Origin of the sequence: Streptomyces sp. NPDC057623 (assembly GCF_042800355.1) — a bacterium.
Classification (GTDB): Bacteria; Actinomycetota; Actinomycetes; order Streptomycetales; family Streptomycetaceae; genus Streptomyces.
Genome location: NZ_JBHVGZ010000060.1, coordinates 50,578 through 66,392 on the forward strand (window position 1 = coordinate 50,578; position 15,815 = coordinate 66,392).

Consider the following 15,815-nt stretch of genomic DNA (forward strand, 5'->3'; position numbering starts at 1 on the left):
CAGGGCAGTTGGTAGAGTGACAGGCACTCTACACGGCAATCTCAGGGAAACTTCGGGAAACTTGGGAACCTGCTAGGGTGCTCCGCATGCAGGAGCACCTGGACGCCCTCGAAAAGCACATGCAGCAGCTGCAGCAGGCCATGCGGCACGCCCAAATGCACCGCGACCAGCCCCTGCTGGACCACCTCCGCGCTGAACTGCGCCGGGCCCAGCGCTCCTACGACGCCCTCTTCGACACCGGCGACGCAGCGCCCGGCGGGGAAGAACCCGCCGCCGGGCGCACCCCGCCGCGGACCGCCCGGATGCCGGCACGCGAGCAGGTCCACCAGATCCTCACCCTGCTCACCGTGCCCGCGGCGCCCAAACTGATCAGCCAGGTCCACGACGCCCTCTTCGCAGGATCGCTGCCCACCACCCGCCTGGCCACCCTGCGCCGCGACGAGGAACGCTCCTACCGCTCCGCACCAGGGGCACGCCCCTACTACCTGTGTCCCGCCCTGACCTCGGATCACCTCTCGCCCGCCAGGGCCCTGTTCACCATCAGCGTCTGGCCGCTGGAAGACCGCATCGTGGGACCACTCAGCGCCCGTGTCCACTTCCTGACCGGCGCGATGAAATTCGTCGAAGCCGTCGAACGCCTCACCCCCGACCCCGAGACGATGACCCTCGGCACACGCCAGCTCCTGCACCGCTACGCCGCCAACATCCCCCACGCCCTGGCCGCAGACCACCCCCAAGGCCCCGACGCAGTCCCCGACCGGGAGCTACTGCACGACGCGGCCCAGCAGGAACTGGCCATCCACGCCACCCCCGACAGCGCCGACCGGCGCGAGGCGGCAGAGCGCGCCCGCACGCAACTCGACGAAGCGGGCCGCCTGTTCGGCTCCGCCCCCACCGAGACGGCCCGGCGCCTGCGCTCCGTCACCTGACCATCCCCTGTTCACCGCCGTTGCCCCTGCAAGGAACCCCGTGAGCTCGTTAAGCAGCAGACTCGACGCCCTGCGCGGCCCCGTACCCGCCACACCGCACAACGCTCGCAGCCTCGCCGCCCTCACCGCCAACCCCGGGTGCCGACGCCGCCTGCTCCTGGACGCCGCCGGCATCGACAAGGACGCCCTCGCCGTCCACCTCGGCCACCCGCTGCCGCCCGCCAAGTCCCCCCGCGCCATGACCCGCGGTGCCCAGTTCGAGGCCCAGGTCAAGGATCAGGGAGGCGCCGAACTGCTGAGCCTGCTGCGCGACGTGCTCGACCTGCCGCTGGCCGAAGCCGCCCACAACGACCTGTCCGTCGGGGGCACCAACGACAAGTCCCTGCCCCTGCGCCACGACCGCACCCGCCGCCTCGTCCTCGAGGCGGCCCGCGGCGACGGCACGAAACGGACGATGCTCGACCACCCGGTGCTCAAGCTGACCGTCGCCGGCCATCCCGTCTTCCTCGAACCCGACCTCGTCGCCTTCCAGTCCCAAGGCGTCTTCCACGTCGTGGAGATCAAGTCCTTCGCCGTGATCGACGGCCAGGCACCCGGCGACAAAATCGCCGGTGCCGTCCTGCAGGGCGCCGCCTACATCATCGCCCTGCAAGACCTCCTGGCCGACGCCGGACTCAGCCGCAGCCACGTGTCCACCACCCTGCTGCTCATCACCCCCCACAACTTCTCCCGCCGTCCCGTGGCCTCCACCATCGACGCGCGCCAGCACATCAAGTCCCTACGCCGCCAGCTCAATCGCCTGGAACGCGTCGAGGACCTCCTCGCCCAGCTCCCGGACGGCACCACGTTCGACCTCGTCTACGACCGCAAGGACCCCCGCACCCGCACGGCCACTCGGGACCGGGACGAACTGACCAAGGCAGTGAACACCACCGAGGCCCGCTACCGGTCCACCTGCCGCCTCCACTGCCAGCTGACCTACTTCTGCCGGGCCCAGGCACGTGATGGCCAGCTGGTCGACGTCCTGGGCAGCACCGCCCGCGAGAACCTGGGCAGCGTCGAGGCGATCCCCACCGCCCTCGGCTTGGCCGAGGGACGGCTCGCGGCGGCCCCCGACCAGGAAGACCTCGCCGCGGCCCTGCGGCACGCCGAAAACATCCGCAACGAGCTGTTCGGAGACGCAGCATGAGCCTGCTGACCACCCTCCAGCAGCTACGGGCCGCCGAAACCCAGTACGCCCAGCCACTCAGCCGCCTGCGCTACCTGCACGTCGCCGATCAGCCACTGGTGTTCCTGCCTCTGAACCGGCCGGGGGAGACCGCCCGCCCCCTCGCCGTCATGGCGGGCAGCGACCCCCACCACCCGCACCTCTTCCTGGCGCCCCCCGGCGGCGACGACCTGTTCCTCGCCGCCCTCGCCGAGTACCTGCACGCCTACATCCGCGGCTTCCAGAAGGACAAGCGCATCCGGCCAGCCAAGGATGACCGGCCCGAGCGCCGCGAATACGTCGATGCCCCGCAACTCGTGGTCACCGGTACCGCCTCGGTGGACTACCTCAAAATCCTCGGGCGCCGCCTGCGCTACCGGCCCATCCCCGACGACACCGACCCCGCCACCAGCGTGGCCCACATCGGCCGCTGGCTCACCTTCTTCACCGAACGCGCCGAGTACACCGCCTCCTCCCTCCTGCTGAACCTCACCCGCCTGCTGAGCACACACTGGGCCACCGGGCAGAGCCCGCTGGAAGATGCCCGCCTGGCCCCCCTCATGGCCTGGATCTTCCCGCCCGCCGGCCAGACCGGCCTTGAGGCGGCGCTGGCGGCCGAAAACCCCCTCGTGCATCCGCCTGACGGCCCCACCATCGACCCCTCCTTCGAGACCGCCCGGCTCACTGGCCTGTTCGCCGGCCTCAAGTCCGCCCGCGGTGCGCGCCGACACCAGCACGTCGAACGCCTGCGGCAGGCCGCGGACGACTATCTGACACCCACCTGGAAGCTCACCTGGCAGGCGCTGTCCACCCTGCGGGGCATGTCTCCCATCCCCAGCACCACGGCCCGCTGGGGCACCGACATCCGCCAGTTCACGCACCACAGCGACCGCCTCGACGCCGGCGCCCCGCCCCAGCCCAAACGGGACAACGCCGTCGCCGCGGCCATCGGCCTGGCCGAACTGGAACACGCAGCCGCCGCCCTCGAATCCCACCGCGCGCTGGAAGACTCCTTCGTCATGGCGGAACGGCGCACTACAGGCGAAGCGTTCAGTGGCCTCGTCACCCATACCGAGCCCGACCGCATCATCGAACCTCAAGGCCCTAGACAACGGGCCAAGCTCCGGCCCCGGTTCACCATCCACACCACCGACCCGGTCCGGCTGGAGGCCAACCGCCGCCTCGCAGGCCCCCACGATCCGGCAGTCCATATGAGCGTCTGCGACATCACCTACACCCCCGACGGCACCGACATCGTCCTGGAAGTCATCACCCGCACCGGAACCGGGACCAAGCCCAACCGCCGCTCGGTCCCGGCTGTCGGCACCACCCTGCTGCTCACCACCGCACCCGAGCATTTCCCCCGGCCCCAGTTCCCCGACTGGGACCAGATCCCCTGGACCCACGCAGGCCCCGACGCCGCAGCGGCCGGACAGGAGCAGCCGGCATGACCGAGACATCCGCCGCCGACCTCTCCCGCCAGGCCGTCGACCACATCCTCACCGCCCTGACCGCCACCTCCCACCGAGGTGTCGTGGTCGACTCGCCGCCGGGCGCCGGCAAGACCACCCTGGTCGTCGACGCGGCCCAGAACCTGATCCGTCCGCGCCACCCCTGCATGATCGTCGCCCAGACCAATGCCCAGGTCGACGACCTCGCCACCCGCCTCGCCCGGCGCGCGCCCGAGCTGACCGTGGCCCGCCTGAGCGGCCAGTCCTACCGGCTGCCCGCCCGGCTGCACGACTGGCTGCACGTCCTACCGAACCTGACCATCACCACCGACGCCCCCCGCGCCGCGTCCGCCGACGTGGTGGTGGCGACCGCGAGTAAGTGGGCCACCGTCCAGGGCTGGCACCGGGAATGGGCCATCGTGGACGAGGCCTACCAGATGCGCTCCGACGCCCTCCTGAAGATCGCCCACCTCTCTGACCGGTCTCTCTTCGTCGGCGACCCCGGCCAGCTCGACCCCTTCTCCGCCATCCCCACCGAGCGCTGGATGGGCCTGCCGCACGACCCGATGGCCAGCGCCGTGGCGGTGCTGCTGAAAATGAACCCCGACCTGCCCGTCCTGAGCCTGCCCGTCTCCTGGCGCCTGCCCGCCTCCGCCGCCGCCCTGATCTCCGACGCCTTCTACCTCACCCCCTTCCGCGCCGGCACCGATGCCGGTACCCGCCGGCTCACCTTCGCCATCGCAGGTGTGCGCGGCGGCGCCGTCGACCAGACCGTGGAGCTCGCCGCCCGCACCGGATGGGCCCTGCACGAACTACCCGCCTGCCACACTGGCCGCATCGACTCCCAGGCAGCCCACGCCGCGATCAGCATCGCGCAGCGCCTGCTGGCCCGCGAGGCCACCGCCTACTGCGAAGACCACCCCGCCGGCCGGCCTCTTGAGGCTCGCGACATCGCCATCGGCACCGCCCACCGCGACCAGGCCGGATACCTTCAGCAACTCCTGCGCGCCGATCCCCGCCTGGACGGGATCGACGTCGACACCGCCAACCGTCTCCAGGGACGCGAGTACGCCGTCACCATCGTGCTGCACCCGCTGTCCGGACGCCGCGACACCTCAAGCTTCCACCTCGAAGCCGGCCGCCTGTGCGTACTGACCTCACGCCACCGGCATGCCTGCATCGTCGTCGCCCGCGCCGGCATCGACCGCCTCCTGGACGACCACCCCACCAACGAACCCGTCCACCTCGGCGTCGACGCCAAATTCCCCGACGGCTGGGAAGCCCACCAGCACGTCCTCCACCACCTCACCGGCCACCGCATCCGCGCCTGACCACCGGCGGGAGACCATGCCCACCCCACCCCTAGTCCTGCGGCCCCATCAGAAGGAAGCCGTCGGCGCAGCCGTCCGCACCCTCACCCAGCACCCCCGCGCGAGCGTGATCGCGGCCTGCGGCACCGGAAAGACCCTCATCGCGGCCCGCACCGCGGCCCGCATCGCCCCGCTCGGACGCATCCTGGTGCTGCTGCCGACCCTGGACCTGTTGTCCCAGACGATCCGTTCATGGCGCCTGGCCGGCCGCAAAGGCACCGCCATCGCCGTGTGCTCCCAACGCCAGGCCCTGGCCCACGAGCCCTTCGGCAGCGACATCCCCCTCACCACTGACCCCACCGAACTGGCCGCCCTGGTCGGGCAGTCCAGTCCCGGCCCGGTCACCGTCTACGCCACCTACGCCTCCCTGCCCGCCGTCATCGCCGCCCACCGCGACCACCGTCTGCTCGCCTGGGGCCTGGTGGTCGTCGACGAAGCCCACCGCACCGCGGGCCGCCTGGGCAAGGCCTGGGCCGCCGTCCACCACGACGACCAGGTGCCCGCCGCCCGCCGCCTCTACCTGACCGCCACCCCCCGCATCTGGGACCCCGACGACGCCCCGGACGGTGACGAAGCACAGGCAGCGGCCTCCATGGACGACGAAACCATCTTCGGCCCCGTCGCCTACCACCTCAACCTCTCCGACGCCATCGATCTCGGGCTGCTCGCCGACTACCAGATCCTCGTCCCCGTCGTCACCGATGCGGATCTGCGTGACTGGCTGGCCACCGGAGCCGGCGCGGGCGTCGACGGCCTGCACCTGGCCGGCCGCCAGGTCGCCGCCCTGCGCGCCATCCACGACCACAAGCTGCGCCGCATCCTGACCTTCCATCACCGTGTCGCCGACGCCCGAGCCTTCGCCACCACCCTGACCGAGACAGCCGCCGCCCTCCCCGCACTCCTGCGCCCCCAAGGGTTGTGGGCGGACTGGGTCAGCGGCAGCCACGCCCCGCAGGTCCGCCGCCGTCTCCTGCTCGAATTCACCTCCCACACCAGCCCCGACACTCCGGCCGTCCTGTCCAACGCCCGCGTGCTGGGGGAAGGCATCGACGTCCCCGACATCGACGCCGTGGTCTTCGTCGACCCCAAGAACAGCCCCGTCGACACCGTCCAGGCCGTCGGCCGCGCCCTGCGCCAGCACCCCGGCGCCGGCAAGAAAGCCACCCTCGTCGTCCCCGTCTACCTCACCCCCGACGAAGACCCCGACGACCTCCTCGGCGCCGACGCCTACACCCCGCTCTGGCGCACCATCCAGGCCCTGCGCTCCCACGACGACCGCCTCGACGCCCGCCTGTCCGACCCGCGCACCCACCGCCCCACCATCCTTGCCGAGGACCCCGAAGCCTGGCTGCGCTTCGATCACCCGGTCCAGGCCGAGGAAGTCGCCCTCGCCCTGTCCCTGCGCGTCCTGGCCCCCAAGAGCGCCGAATGGCGCCGCGGCCTCACCGCGGCCCGCCGCTTCCGCCACACCCACCACCACCTCGACGTCCCCCAGACCTACGAAGACCCCACCGGCTACCCCCTGGGACGCTGGCTGACCTGGCAACGCCACCTGCACACCAAGGACACGCTGGACGCCGTACGCGTCCAGGCCCTCGAGCGCCTCGGCATCATCTGGGACCCCCGCCAGCAGGCCTTCGACCGCGCACTGGCCCACGCCACCGCCTACGCCGCCCGCCACGGCCACCTCGCCGCCCCCGTCGACGAGATCCACGACGGCTTCCCCCTCGGCCGCTGGCTGGCCACCCAGCGCACCCGCGCCGAGACCCTCACCGACCAGCGCGCCACCGCCCTCACCGCCCTGGACCGGTGGTGGAACCCGCCCTGGCCGATCACCTGGCAACGGGCCTACCACGCCGCCCGTCAGAGCCGGGCAGCGAACAAGACGACCGCCGAGACAGAGAGATGGCTGGCCACCCAGCGCGCCCGCTCCGACCGCCTGCGCCCTGAACAGAAGTCACTGTTCAAGGAGTTGGGACTTCTCGAACTGCCCGACACGTCCGCCCTCCCGGCAACGGAGAGCCGCCTGCCGGCGCGCGAGCGTGCCTTCCAGCGCGGGCTGGCCGCCGCACGGGCTTTCCGCGCACGCGAAGGCCATCTCAACGTCCCCCAGCGTCACATCGAGAAGATCGAGGGCGACCCCGTGCGCCTGGGCCAGTGGCTGAGCAACCTGCGCCGCCGCCGCTCCGGCCTCACCCCGCAGAGGCAAGCAGCCCTGGCCGAACTCGGCCTGCAAGCAGGCGAATCCACCTGATCGAGGAGAACGGCCAGATACCGACCCGACAGCAGGACGGGGAGGTTCAAGCCAATGGCCTGACTGCGCCCTGGCGGGACCGCTAGCCATGCCCACACTGCACAACAGGGAGGAATCCTCCCGCTGGTGCAAGAGGGGGCAGAAATGGCGGCCAAACGCAAGGGCAAGGTGGCGCGCAGACGGCGCACCGCCTGGAACAAAGCGGCAGCAGGAGCGCTTGCCGCGCTGGTCCTGCTAGGTCTGCTGCGGCCGACGTTGTTGCTGTACCTCGGCGCCCCGCTTGCCGCCGCAGGAATCGGCTGGATGGTATGGCGGCTGTGGCGTACCGACCGGCTGCTGCGCAGCAGGGACACTGCCTGGAGGCGGGAGGAGGAGATCGCGGCGGGACAGCGGACGCTGGCTGCCATCGACGTCATGTCCGGCACGGAGTTCGAGGAAGTGGTGGCCGAGTTATGCCGCCGTGACGGTTGCACGCAGGTACGCCGGGTGGGCGGGAGCGGGGACAACGGAGCCGACGTGCTCGGCTCGCTGCCCGATGGCCGGACCATGGTGATCCAGTGCAAGCGGTATGCACCGCATCGGACGATCGCCAGTCGCGAAGTGCGTGATCTGCTGGGCGCGAAGGTGCATTTCGCTGCGGATGTGGCCATCTTCGTCGCCACCACACGCTTCAGCCCTCAGGCCGAGGCGTTCGCGGTCGAGAACTGCATCCTCACCCTGCACCGTGACTTCTTTGGTCTGTGGAACAACGGGACACCGTTGCTGTCTCTGGCCGAAGTCAACGGACGCGGACAGGGAGAAGCCCGCCACCGAGCACGCTGGAAACAGACGTACTCCAAGTAACCAGCCGCACGCTCCAGTTGGACGGTCTGTTCGGATCGTGGCAGGTGAGGGGGAGCGGCACAGCGCACCGGCCCCGCCACCCTGAGCCCCCGGGTGGGCACGACAGCAGCCCACAGCCCATCGGCCGCGCCGACACCGGGCCTGAAGCCGCCGTGCCCGCCGTCACCGTACCTACTCGCTGAGCCCTTCCTGGTCGACGAAGCCGGGATGCTTTTCATCAGCGCTCTTGGCGAGGTGCAGGGGCGCAGGCAGGTTGGTGCGCCCGTCCCACATGGCGGCCTGTTCCGAGGTCCGTGCGGCAAGGCCTGCCAGCTGTTCCTCGCGCCAGCCGCCGGGGTGGGCGATGACGTATTCGGTGCGGGTCATGGCGTGGAACGGGGCGCCCATTTGGGCCAGTTGACCGCCGGGCAGGGTGCGGCGCGTGTACTGGGTGCCGGTGCGCTGGCCGCCGGCGTGCTGGCGGGACTGCCCGGAAAACAGCCAGGACACCACGTCCCCCTGATTGTGACGGTAGAGGATCTTCTCCGGCATGATCGGCTGCAGCGGGTTGGCCGGCAGCTTGCCCCCGCCGCCGGTGCGCCGTGACGGTTGGGGTGTGCCCTGCCCGTTGCCGACCCGGACGACCGCCACATCCCACCCTTGGGCGATCAGGCTTTGCCCGGGCACAGGGCCGTCCCCGAGCCGGTCGTTGCACAGTCCGGGCCAGATCCGCTCACGTTCCTCGGCGAACACGATGATCGGGAACTGGTTCCTGAGCGCGGCCAGGGCCCCGTCCACATAGGTGCGCACGTTGTCCGGGCCGCCGTGGTCGTCCCGCAGGTGATGTCCTCTTTTGCCGATGGGACCGGCATGGTGCAGGGCCCGGGCCTGGGCCAGGGGGAGCCAGCCCTGGTCGCTGTACATGAGGGTGGGCCAGTAGGCGTCCTCGCCGAGCGGGATGCGCATGGCGACCAGCGTGATGGCCAGCACGGCCGGCTTGCGCGGGCGGCCGGGACGGTCATCGAAGCGGTGGTGGCGGGTCCACAGCCCCACCGCCACGGCCTCCCGGTCCAGGACGGTGTCCTTGGCATTGCGGTGGAAGGCGGTGGCAGCCAGGCGGTTGTCGATGATGCCGGAATCGGAGTGCAGGCTGCCGAGTCCGATCTGCACCGCGTGGTCGTCCTTGTAGGCGACGTCCGGCTCCGGCAGACCCGCTTTGAGGGCCCTGGACCGCGCGACCTTCTCGGGCGTGTTCAGCCGGTAGGGATCGCCCGGATCGGAGTCCATGGTGATGAACTGCGAGGGGATGCCGCGCTCGGCGAAGAGCCCTTTGAGCGCGTGCTTGGCGTCTGTCACCCCCGCCTCCTTCTCCTGCTCGCTGGGGTAGCGGGTCTCGCACAGGGCGGTGACCAGTGCCCGCCCGGCACCGGGCTTGAACCAGGGCAGGCTGTTCAGGATCAGGTTGCGGTCGTGGCTGCCGTGGCGCACCAGTTCGGGCAGCCGCACCGTCACGAGCTCGTAGCCGGGCGCCAGGACGACCGGCTGCTCGTCGGGCAGATTGGCCAGTTCGGGCCGCGTGTAGTCGCGGGCCAGCTGCCCCATCACCCGCGTGTGCCACTCGGCCGACTCGTACAGCACGACGGTGCGCACCGTATCGAGGCGTGCGGCGGTCATGGCGGCGGCCATCTTGCCGGCGGGCACGTAGGGCGGCAGGTTCCCGCCCGGCTTGCTGATCTTGATGGGGGTGCCGGTGTAGACGACGGGCTCCTGGCCGAGGACGCGTGTCGCGTGTTCCTCGAGCCGGGCGTGGAACATCGCCCCGGCGCCCTTGTCGATCGGGTGCTTGCCCGTGCGGTGCACCCCGCGCACCTCCGCGAGTTCGTCCAGCCCTGTCAGGGGCGGCTGGGGCAGGCGGCCGACGCCGCAGGCCTCGACGATCTGTGCCGTCGCCCCGCGGTAGCGGACCTCCTTGGGTTGCATGAACCCGTCCGGGCCCTTCTCCCACCGGGTGGTGATGGGGGCCTTGAGGATGATGTCCGGGTTGACGGGATGGCGCAGCAGGACGTTGCGTATGCCCTTGTAGTGGGTGGCGACGCGTGAGATCCGCGCCGACAGATGCGCGATCAGCGTCTTTCCGCCCGGGGCGGGTTCGACCTCGATGTGGATGCGTTCCATGGCGTAGCCGGCGATGCGCCGGCGCTTGCCGCTCTCCTCGTCGATCCACGTCCGTTCGTGGACCAGCGGGGCCTGCCAGGCCAGCAGGTCGCCCTCACTGTCGAGGTGGAACCGCAGCGCGGGCAGGGTCTCGTCGAGCAGGAGAGGCTGGGCGGCCAGCATGCCCGCCAGCCGCCACCCGGCCACCCGAAACACCCAGCGGGGACCGGTGATCCGCCCCATCGGGTCGCGGTGCAGCAGCGAACTGAGCGGCTGGGGCCCGTCGTCATCCAGCTGCAGCAGGGCGGCGAGGGTGTCACGGCCGTCATGCCCGTCCAGCCGCGTCTCCCACTCCCGCATCAGGGTGCGCACCACTACCTCGTCCAGCGGCCCGGGCGTGACGATCACACTCCGCCCGGCCCAGCGGCCGGTCCTGGCGGGCCGGTCGGGGTTGGTGAACACCAGCCGCTCACCGGTCACGGCGCGCGCCGCCGTCTGCAGCGACGCAATCGGCTGCACGGCGTCCTTGCCCCGCGGCCTGGGCAACCTACGCCAGGCCGGCGCGAACGCCTCACCCTGCGGATAGACGTGCACCGTGCCCAGCAGCCGGTCATCCAGCGGGAAGGACAGGGTGAACAGGCGGCCGCGGTCGTCACTCACCATTCGCCCAACTCCTCATCCTCGTCCTCGATCTCGTGTCCGTATCCGGTGGGGGAGTGCTCCGCCAGCCCCAGCAGGGCGTCGGTCATGGTGGTGCCGTAGACGGCGTCGATCAGCGGCATGTGGCCCTCGTCCTGCCATTTCCCGCGCAGCTGCTCGAGCAGGGCGGGCAGGGTGGAGTCGGCGGCGGTGCGGGTGAAGGCGGCGTCCAGCAGCCGCAGCCTTCCTGGGTCACCGCCGCGGCGGGTGCGCCCGCCCAGCTGGATCAGCCGGGTCAGGATCTCCGCGACGACGGCGAGTTTGACGTCCTCGCCCAAAGTCTTGAAGTAGCCCTGGCCGCTGCGGATGTCGTCGAAGATCTGGCCCGCCGCGATCCGCAGCCGCTCCAGCTCTGCCGCGGGCTCCGGTCCGGGCCGCCGCCGGCGGTAGGCGAGGGAGTTGACCAGTGACAGCAGCACCGGGGGGTCTTCCATTACCGGGACGGGCCGGTTGACCAGACAGGACACATGCAGCAGGGAACGCCCGTCACGGTCGACGATGTTCAGGCCGCGCTCGACCCGTGCCATGGGGGCGATCAGGTACCGGCACCGGCCGTGGCCCACGGCGTGGGGGAACTGCTCGAGCCGGTTGCTGGCAATGGGCACCCAGCCGGGCGGCATCCGCTCCAGCGCAGCCATCTCCTGCGGCCGCACCGCCACACAGATCTCGGATGCCGCGACCCCTGCGTCGATCATGCCGCGGGCGAGCGCCGGGCCGGCGGTGTAGGCGGTCGGCGCGAGCAGCGCATACGCGCGGTGCGCGGTGGCCGGATCGGCGGCCACCATATCGAGCTGCGCGGGAAGATCCTGGCCGACACTGCGCCCCATGGCCGTATAGGCGCGTTCCCGGCTGGCCCCCTCGGTGCCGGACACCACGATGCCCTCTCCGTCGTCCTGGCCGGCTTGCAGCTCGACGGTGAGGCTGCCGTTGACGTCGTCCGGCACGTACCAGGCCGGCTCCGGCAGGAGGTGATGACGCGGCGCGTACGGCATGAACGCCGTCGCGGACATCCCGATCACCGCCCGGCGGGTGCCGGTATGGGCGAGCGCGGTCACCTCGCCCAGGTAGGCCAGGTGAGTGTGGGGATCGCCGACGTAGGACTTCAGCCGCAGCGCCGTCTGGTGCCGGTCGGCCGGGTCGAACGTCTCGGAGAACGCGAACAGTGCCCGCCCCAGGGGGCCGTAGGGGGCGGCCCGCCACGGCACGTGCGAGGCCAGCGCGTCCACCAGGCCGTTGCCAGCGGAGATCCCCGCCCCCTGCAGCGGCGCCGCGACCCCGACGATGCGGTGCAGAATGCTGCGCATCTCCTCCAGATACGCGCGCCGGGCCGCCAGCAGCGCAAGCGACGACAGCCGCTTGTCGCCGCTCTCTTCGGTGATGGCCGAGAAGGCCTCCCCGATGCGCTTCAACGTGGCGTGCGTGAGCCGGTCCGAACCGCCGACCAGATCCGTGACCGAGGACAGCAATTCCCGCAGCTGGGCCAGCCCCTTGACCTCATCGGCCAACTCCAGCGGCCCCTCCCGCTTGTAGAGCTGGCTGACCACCCGCATCTGCTGCTCAGTGGGCCGCTCACCCTCCTCCAGCTGGAAGATCCGGGAGGCGAACAGCCCATCCCAGCGGCGCGGCACCACCATGCTGCGCCGCTCCCGGTCGGGATGGATGACACCGCCGACGAGGTGGGACACGTAGGACTCGGCCAGCCACACCAGGTGGTTGATCAGCGGCCGCAGATACTGCTCGAGACTCATCGGCAGCCGGTGGCAGTGCCGCCGGAACTGGCTGTCGAGATCGCGTACCGGGGTGTGCTCCGCACCGTCCTGGGCCAGCAGTACCTGACGGGCCGCCTGCTCGAAGGCCTGCGCCTGCAGTGCATCGGCCTCGTCGATGATGACCAGATGGCTGCGGTGCAGCAGGAGCTGCTCGGTGGTCATGCGCCGCCCCGGGGAGGGACGGCCCGCCACCGGCGCATGGATCTGGCCGGTGAGGAAGTTCGCATGGTTGGTGACGAGGATGTCCGCCGAAGCCGCAGCCCGGTGGTGACGGAACTTCCCGCAGCCACCGCGCCACGGACAGGCCATAGCCTTGTCCGCTTTGGCCCCGTTGGGCTTGAGCTGGTCGCACGGCTCCTGGCCCGGCGTCCAGGCATCCACCGCCTTGGAGGAGGTGGTGGCGTGCCCGGTCAGCGGGCAGCTGTAGGACATCTCCCGGTACACCCAGGTCCTGAAGTCCACATCGTCCTGCGGGTTGCCCGCCGTCTGCTCGGCCAGCTCCATCATGGAGGAGGGGGAGACGATCGGCGTGACCTGCGCGGAGATCCCCAGGGCGGCCAGATCCTGCCGCAGCCGGTACACCGCGGCCAGAACCTGCGCACTCTGCGGAACGACCAGCGAGATCACCCGGCCCTCCCGGGCGCACCACACCGCGACGAGTTCACTCAGGACGTTCTTGCCCATGCCGGTGGGGGCGTGGAAGACCCGCAGCGGCCCGGCCTCAACGCTCAGGAGCTCGCCCACGTTCATGCCGTCGCGGCCGCGGGCGTGCTGCCGGATGTCCGCGACCGCCTTGCTCCGGTAGTCCTGCCCACGCAGCGCATCGAGCCGGCCCGCGATCTCGTCCAGGTCGGCGAAGGGGATCACCACCTCGTCCACGACCGGGGCCTCACCCAGCTCCTGCACCACGCTGGGAGCAGGGGAACCTTGGTAGTCGAGGTCGTAGAAGACGTCCACCACCCGGCCCGACGGGCTGAGCGGATCCCGAATCCGCAGGTCGCTGACGTAGGAGCCGGGCGGCGCGGGCTTGGGCTGAGACTGCCCCTTGGCGGCGTTGTCCTCGAGCTCGTCCAGCAAGGCATCGATGAGGGCTTCCTCGTCACCCGCGGGCAGGATCAGCACCTGCTCCTCCCCGTCGCTCGGGGCGAACTCGACCGGCTCACCGCTCTCCAGGACCGCTGCCACCTCGGTGACAAACACCGAATGGGAAGCCAGGACCGCCGGCCGCTGCCGCAGCATCCGCGTGATCCGCACCTGTTCGGGGAGAGCCAGAGCGGGCCAGCCGTCCCACAGATGCATCTGCCCCGTGGCGAGGAAGTGTGCATCAGCAAGATCCACCACACGCCGCCACGTGGCCTGCTCCTGCGGTGCCCGGTTGGGGAACACCCGCGCGGCCAGCAGGACCGCCGCCCGCAGCGTCAGCGGCACGCTGACGGAGTACCTCGCGTTCTTCGACGACGTCACGCGCCCACCCCCTTCAGCCGTTTCGTCACGGCCGCCTTGAAACGGCTGACCGTGAACACGCTGTAGCGCCGCCCGTCAGGAGTGCGCAGCGCATCGAGCCCGGACTGCAGCTGATTCACCTGGCTGCGCCGGTAGTTGGGCACGACCACCGTCTCCCCGGCAGGCGGTCGGTCGATGATCGTCTGCGGATCCTGATGGTCCTTGACGTCCACCCGCCAGGAGCGCCTGTCCGCCAGGTAGACGCCGATATCCCACTCATCCAGGTTCTCCCAGCGCTCGACCCGCACCTCCTGCTGCTTCTCCAGCCACTGCATCAGGCCCACCTCACTCAGCCCTGGACAGGTGATGTACCGCCACACCCCCCAGTCCAGGCACAACACGCCCTCCGCCGGCTCCGCAGCCGTCACCAACCGGCCCCGTCCACCCGTCAATTCGGGAGGCCCGCCATGCGTGCCACTGCCCGCGACCAGACCGAACCGGCTCTGATGCGGCGGATACTCACACCGCAACTGCCCACCCCGCAGCACCATCGGATACCGGCACTGCGGACACGGCCACAACCACGACGACGCCCCCACCCACACCCGGTCCGAGGGAAGGGGCCAATACACGTCCATCCGCGCCGCGCCACGTCGCGAGTACTCCTCGACCAACGCCCGCTCCGTGCCGTACGGCACCTCGGTCAGCATCGTCCGCGCCGCCACATAGCCGGCCTGCCCGCCGGAGCGGATATGCCGGAAGGCAGCCCGCTCCGTCTGCTCAGCCGTCTGCCGAACCCACGCCGGAAGCCACGTCCCACCGAGATCGAAGTACCCGTCGTCCCCGTACAGGGCCTCCAGATAGTTCATCCCCGCCTCGTGAGCCTCCTCGGTCAGCTCACCGTTGTCCGTCAGGACAACCAAATCGCCCATCGCCGCAGGCAGTTCGTCCCACGCCAAGGGCACCCACTCCCGCAGGCGCACGGGCAGCAAGTCGATCATCTCGGCAGGCGTCGAAGGACCGGCCCCCACCGGCAGACTCGACAAGAGCACCCCGTGCATACGGGAGAGCTCCCGCCAGGCACGAGGTTCCTCAACCCGGTTGATCCACGCCGCACCGGCCCGCAGCGCAGCAGTAATGATCCTCCGAGCGGCAATATGTTGACTTACAGGCACAGCTCATCACCCCTCCACGCCCCACCAGTGGTATTCGGGGCCATTCCAGACGGGCCAACAACTCCGGGAACCTACACGCTCGGTCTGACAACGCCCCCGAAAACCAACCAAGATGGGCCCGCGACAGCGGGGCCATCGCAAGAAATCGGACAGGCCGGCAGGCATGTCGCGGGGCCACCAGGCCCCGCCTCACTTCATTCTGTCGGCCCGTCAGGGCCGAGGCTCACCCAACCCCGGTACACACCAAGGGGGGAGGGGAACGGGATAACTGTCCAACAAACCCTTACGACATCACGGCGCCACAGGCGCCGACACACACCCAACCCCTGCCCGTCAGGGCAGGGAACCCCAACACACTCAACCCACAGTCATGCCGCCAGGCATGACACCTCAAACACAACGACAGCGGGGCCGCCAGGCCCCGCCCTGTCCGTTCCTGTTGGCCCGTCAGGGCGCTGCGCCGTGACCACCCCGTGCTGCACCGGCGGCGCTTCTTCCTGGGACGCGGCGGCGCGGGGACGGCGGACGACGACCTGCCCGAC

The 15,815-nt window shown here is 70.6% G+C and carries 9 protein-coding genes; 6 read left to right on the plus strand and 3 right to left on the minus strand.

The genetic code is table 11. From position 1 onward, the window contains the following. Positions 1-86 precede the first annotated feature (86 nt). From ACFU95_RS39070 to ACFU95_RS39095, 6 genes are all read left to right on the plus strand, one after another. Positions 87-929: a hypothetical protein gene (locus tag ACFU95_RS39070; RefSeq protein ID WP_302003979.1), complete on the plus strand. Its 843-nt coding sequence runs from the start codon at positions 87-89 to the stop codon at positions 927-929. 40 nt (positions 930-969) lie between these two features. Further along, positions 970-2,118 (plus strand): hypothetical protein, encoded by a 1,149-nt coding sequence (locus ACFU95_RS39075; RefSeq protein WP_383838540.1) that lies wholly within the window; start codon positions 970-972, stop codon positions 2,116-2,118. Further along, positions 2,115-3,587, plus strand: coding sequence for a hypothetical protein (locus ACFU95_RS39080; protein ID WP_383838543.1), 1,473 nt, complete (start codon positions 2,115-2,117; stop codon positions 3,585-3,587). The genes ACFU95_RS39075 and ACFU95_RS39080 overlap by 4 nt, the downstream gene beginning before the upstream one ends. Continuing rightward, entirely contained in the window at positions 3,584-4,918 is a 1,335-nt protein-coding gene (locus tag ACFU95_RS39085; RefSeq protein ID WP_302003976.1) for an AAA domain-containing protein, read from the plus strand. Before ACFU95_RS39080 ends, ACFU95_RS39085 begins: the two co-directional genes overlap by 4 nt. 16 nt (positions 4,919-4,934) lie before the next feature. Next, complete coding sequence (locus ACFU95_RS39090) at positions 4,935-7,211, plus strand: Helicase associated domain protein (RefSeq protein ID WP_383838547.1); 2,277 nt, start codon at positions 4,935-4,937, stop codon at positions 7,209-7,211. 144 nt (positions 7,212-7,355) lie between these two features. After that, positions 7,356-8,054: a restriction endonuclease gene (locus tag ACFU95_RS39095; protein WP_383838550.1), complete on the plus strand. Its 699-nt coding sequence runs from the start codon at positions 7,356-7,358 to the stop codon at positions 8,052-8,054. A gap of 171 nt (positions 8,055-8,225) precedes the next feature. Here the strand turns inward: ACFU95_RS39095 and ACFU95_RS39100 are convergent, their stop codons facing one another. Genes ACFU95_RS39100 through ACFU95_RS39110 form a run of 3 tightly spaced genes read right to left on the minus strand, consistent with a single transcriptional unit; the run spans position 8,226 to position 15,273 of the window. After that, positions 8,226-10,850 carry an RNaseH domain-containing protein gene (locus ACFU95_RS39100; RefSeq protein WP_383838553.1) on the minus strand — a complete coding sequence of 875 codons (2,625 nt, stop codon included), beginning with the start codon at positions 10,848-10,850 and terminating at the stop codon, positions 8,226-8,228. Beyond that, positions 10,844-14,119: a hypothetical protein gene (locus ACFU95_RS39105; RefSeq protein WP_383838556.1), complete on the minus strand. Its 3,276-nt coding sequence runs from the start codon at positions 14,117-14,119 to the stop codon at positions 10,844-10,846. The genes ACFU95_RS39100 and ACFU95_RS39105 overlap by 7 nt, the downstream gene beginning before the upstream one ends. Beyond that, positions 14,116-15,273 carry a hypothetical protein gene (locus ACFU95_RS39110; protein WP_383838558.1) on the minus strand — a complete coding sequence of 386 codons (1,158 nt, stop codon included), beginning with the start codon at positions 15,271-15,273 and terminating at the stop codon, positions 14,116-14,118. Before ACFU95_RS39110 ends, ACFU95_RS39105 begins: the two co-directional genes overlap by 4 nt. Between the last annotated feature and the right edge of the window lie 542 nt (positions 15,274-15,815).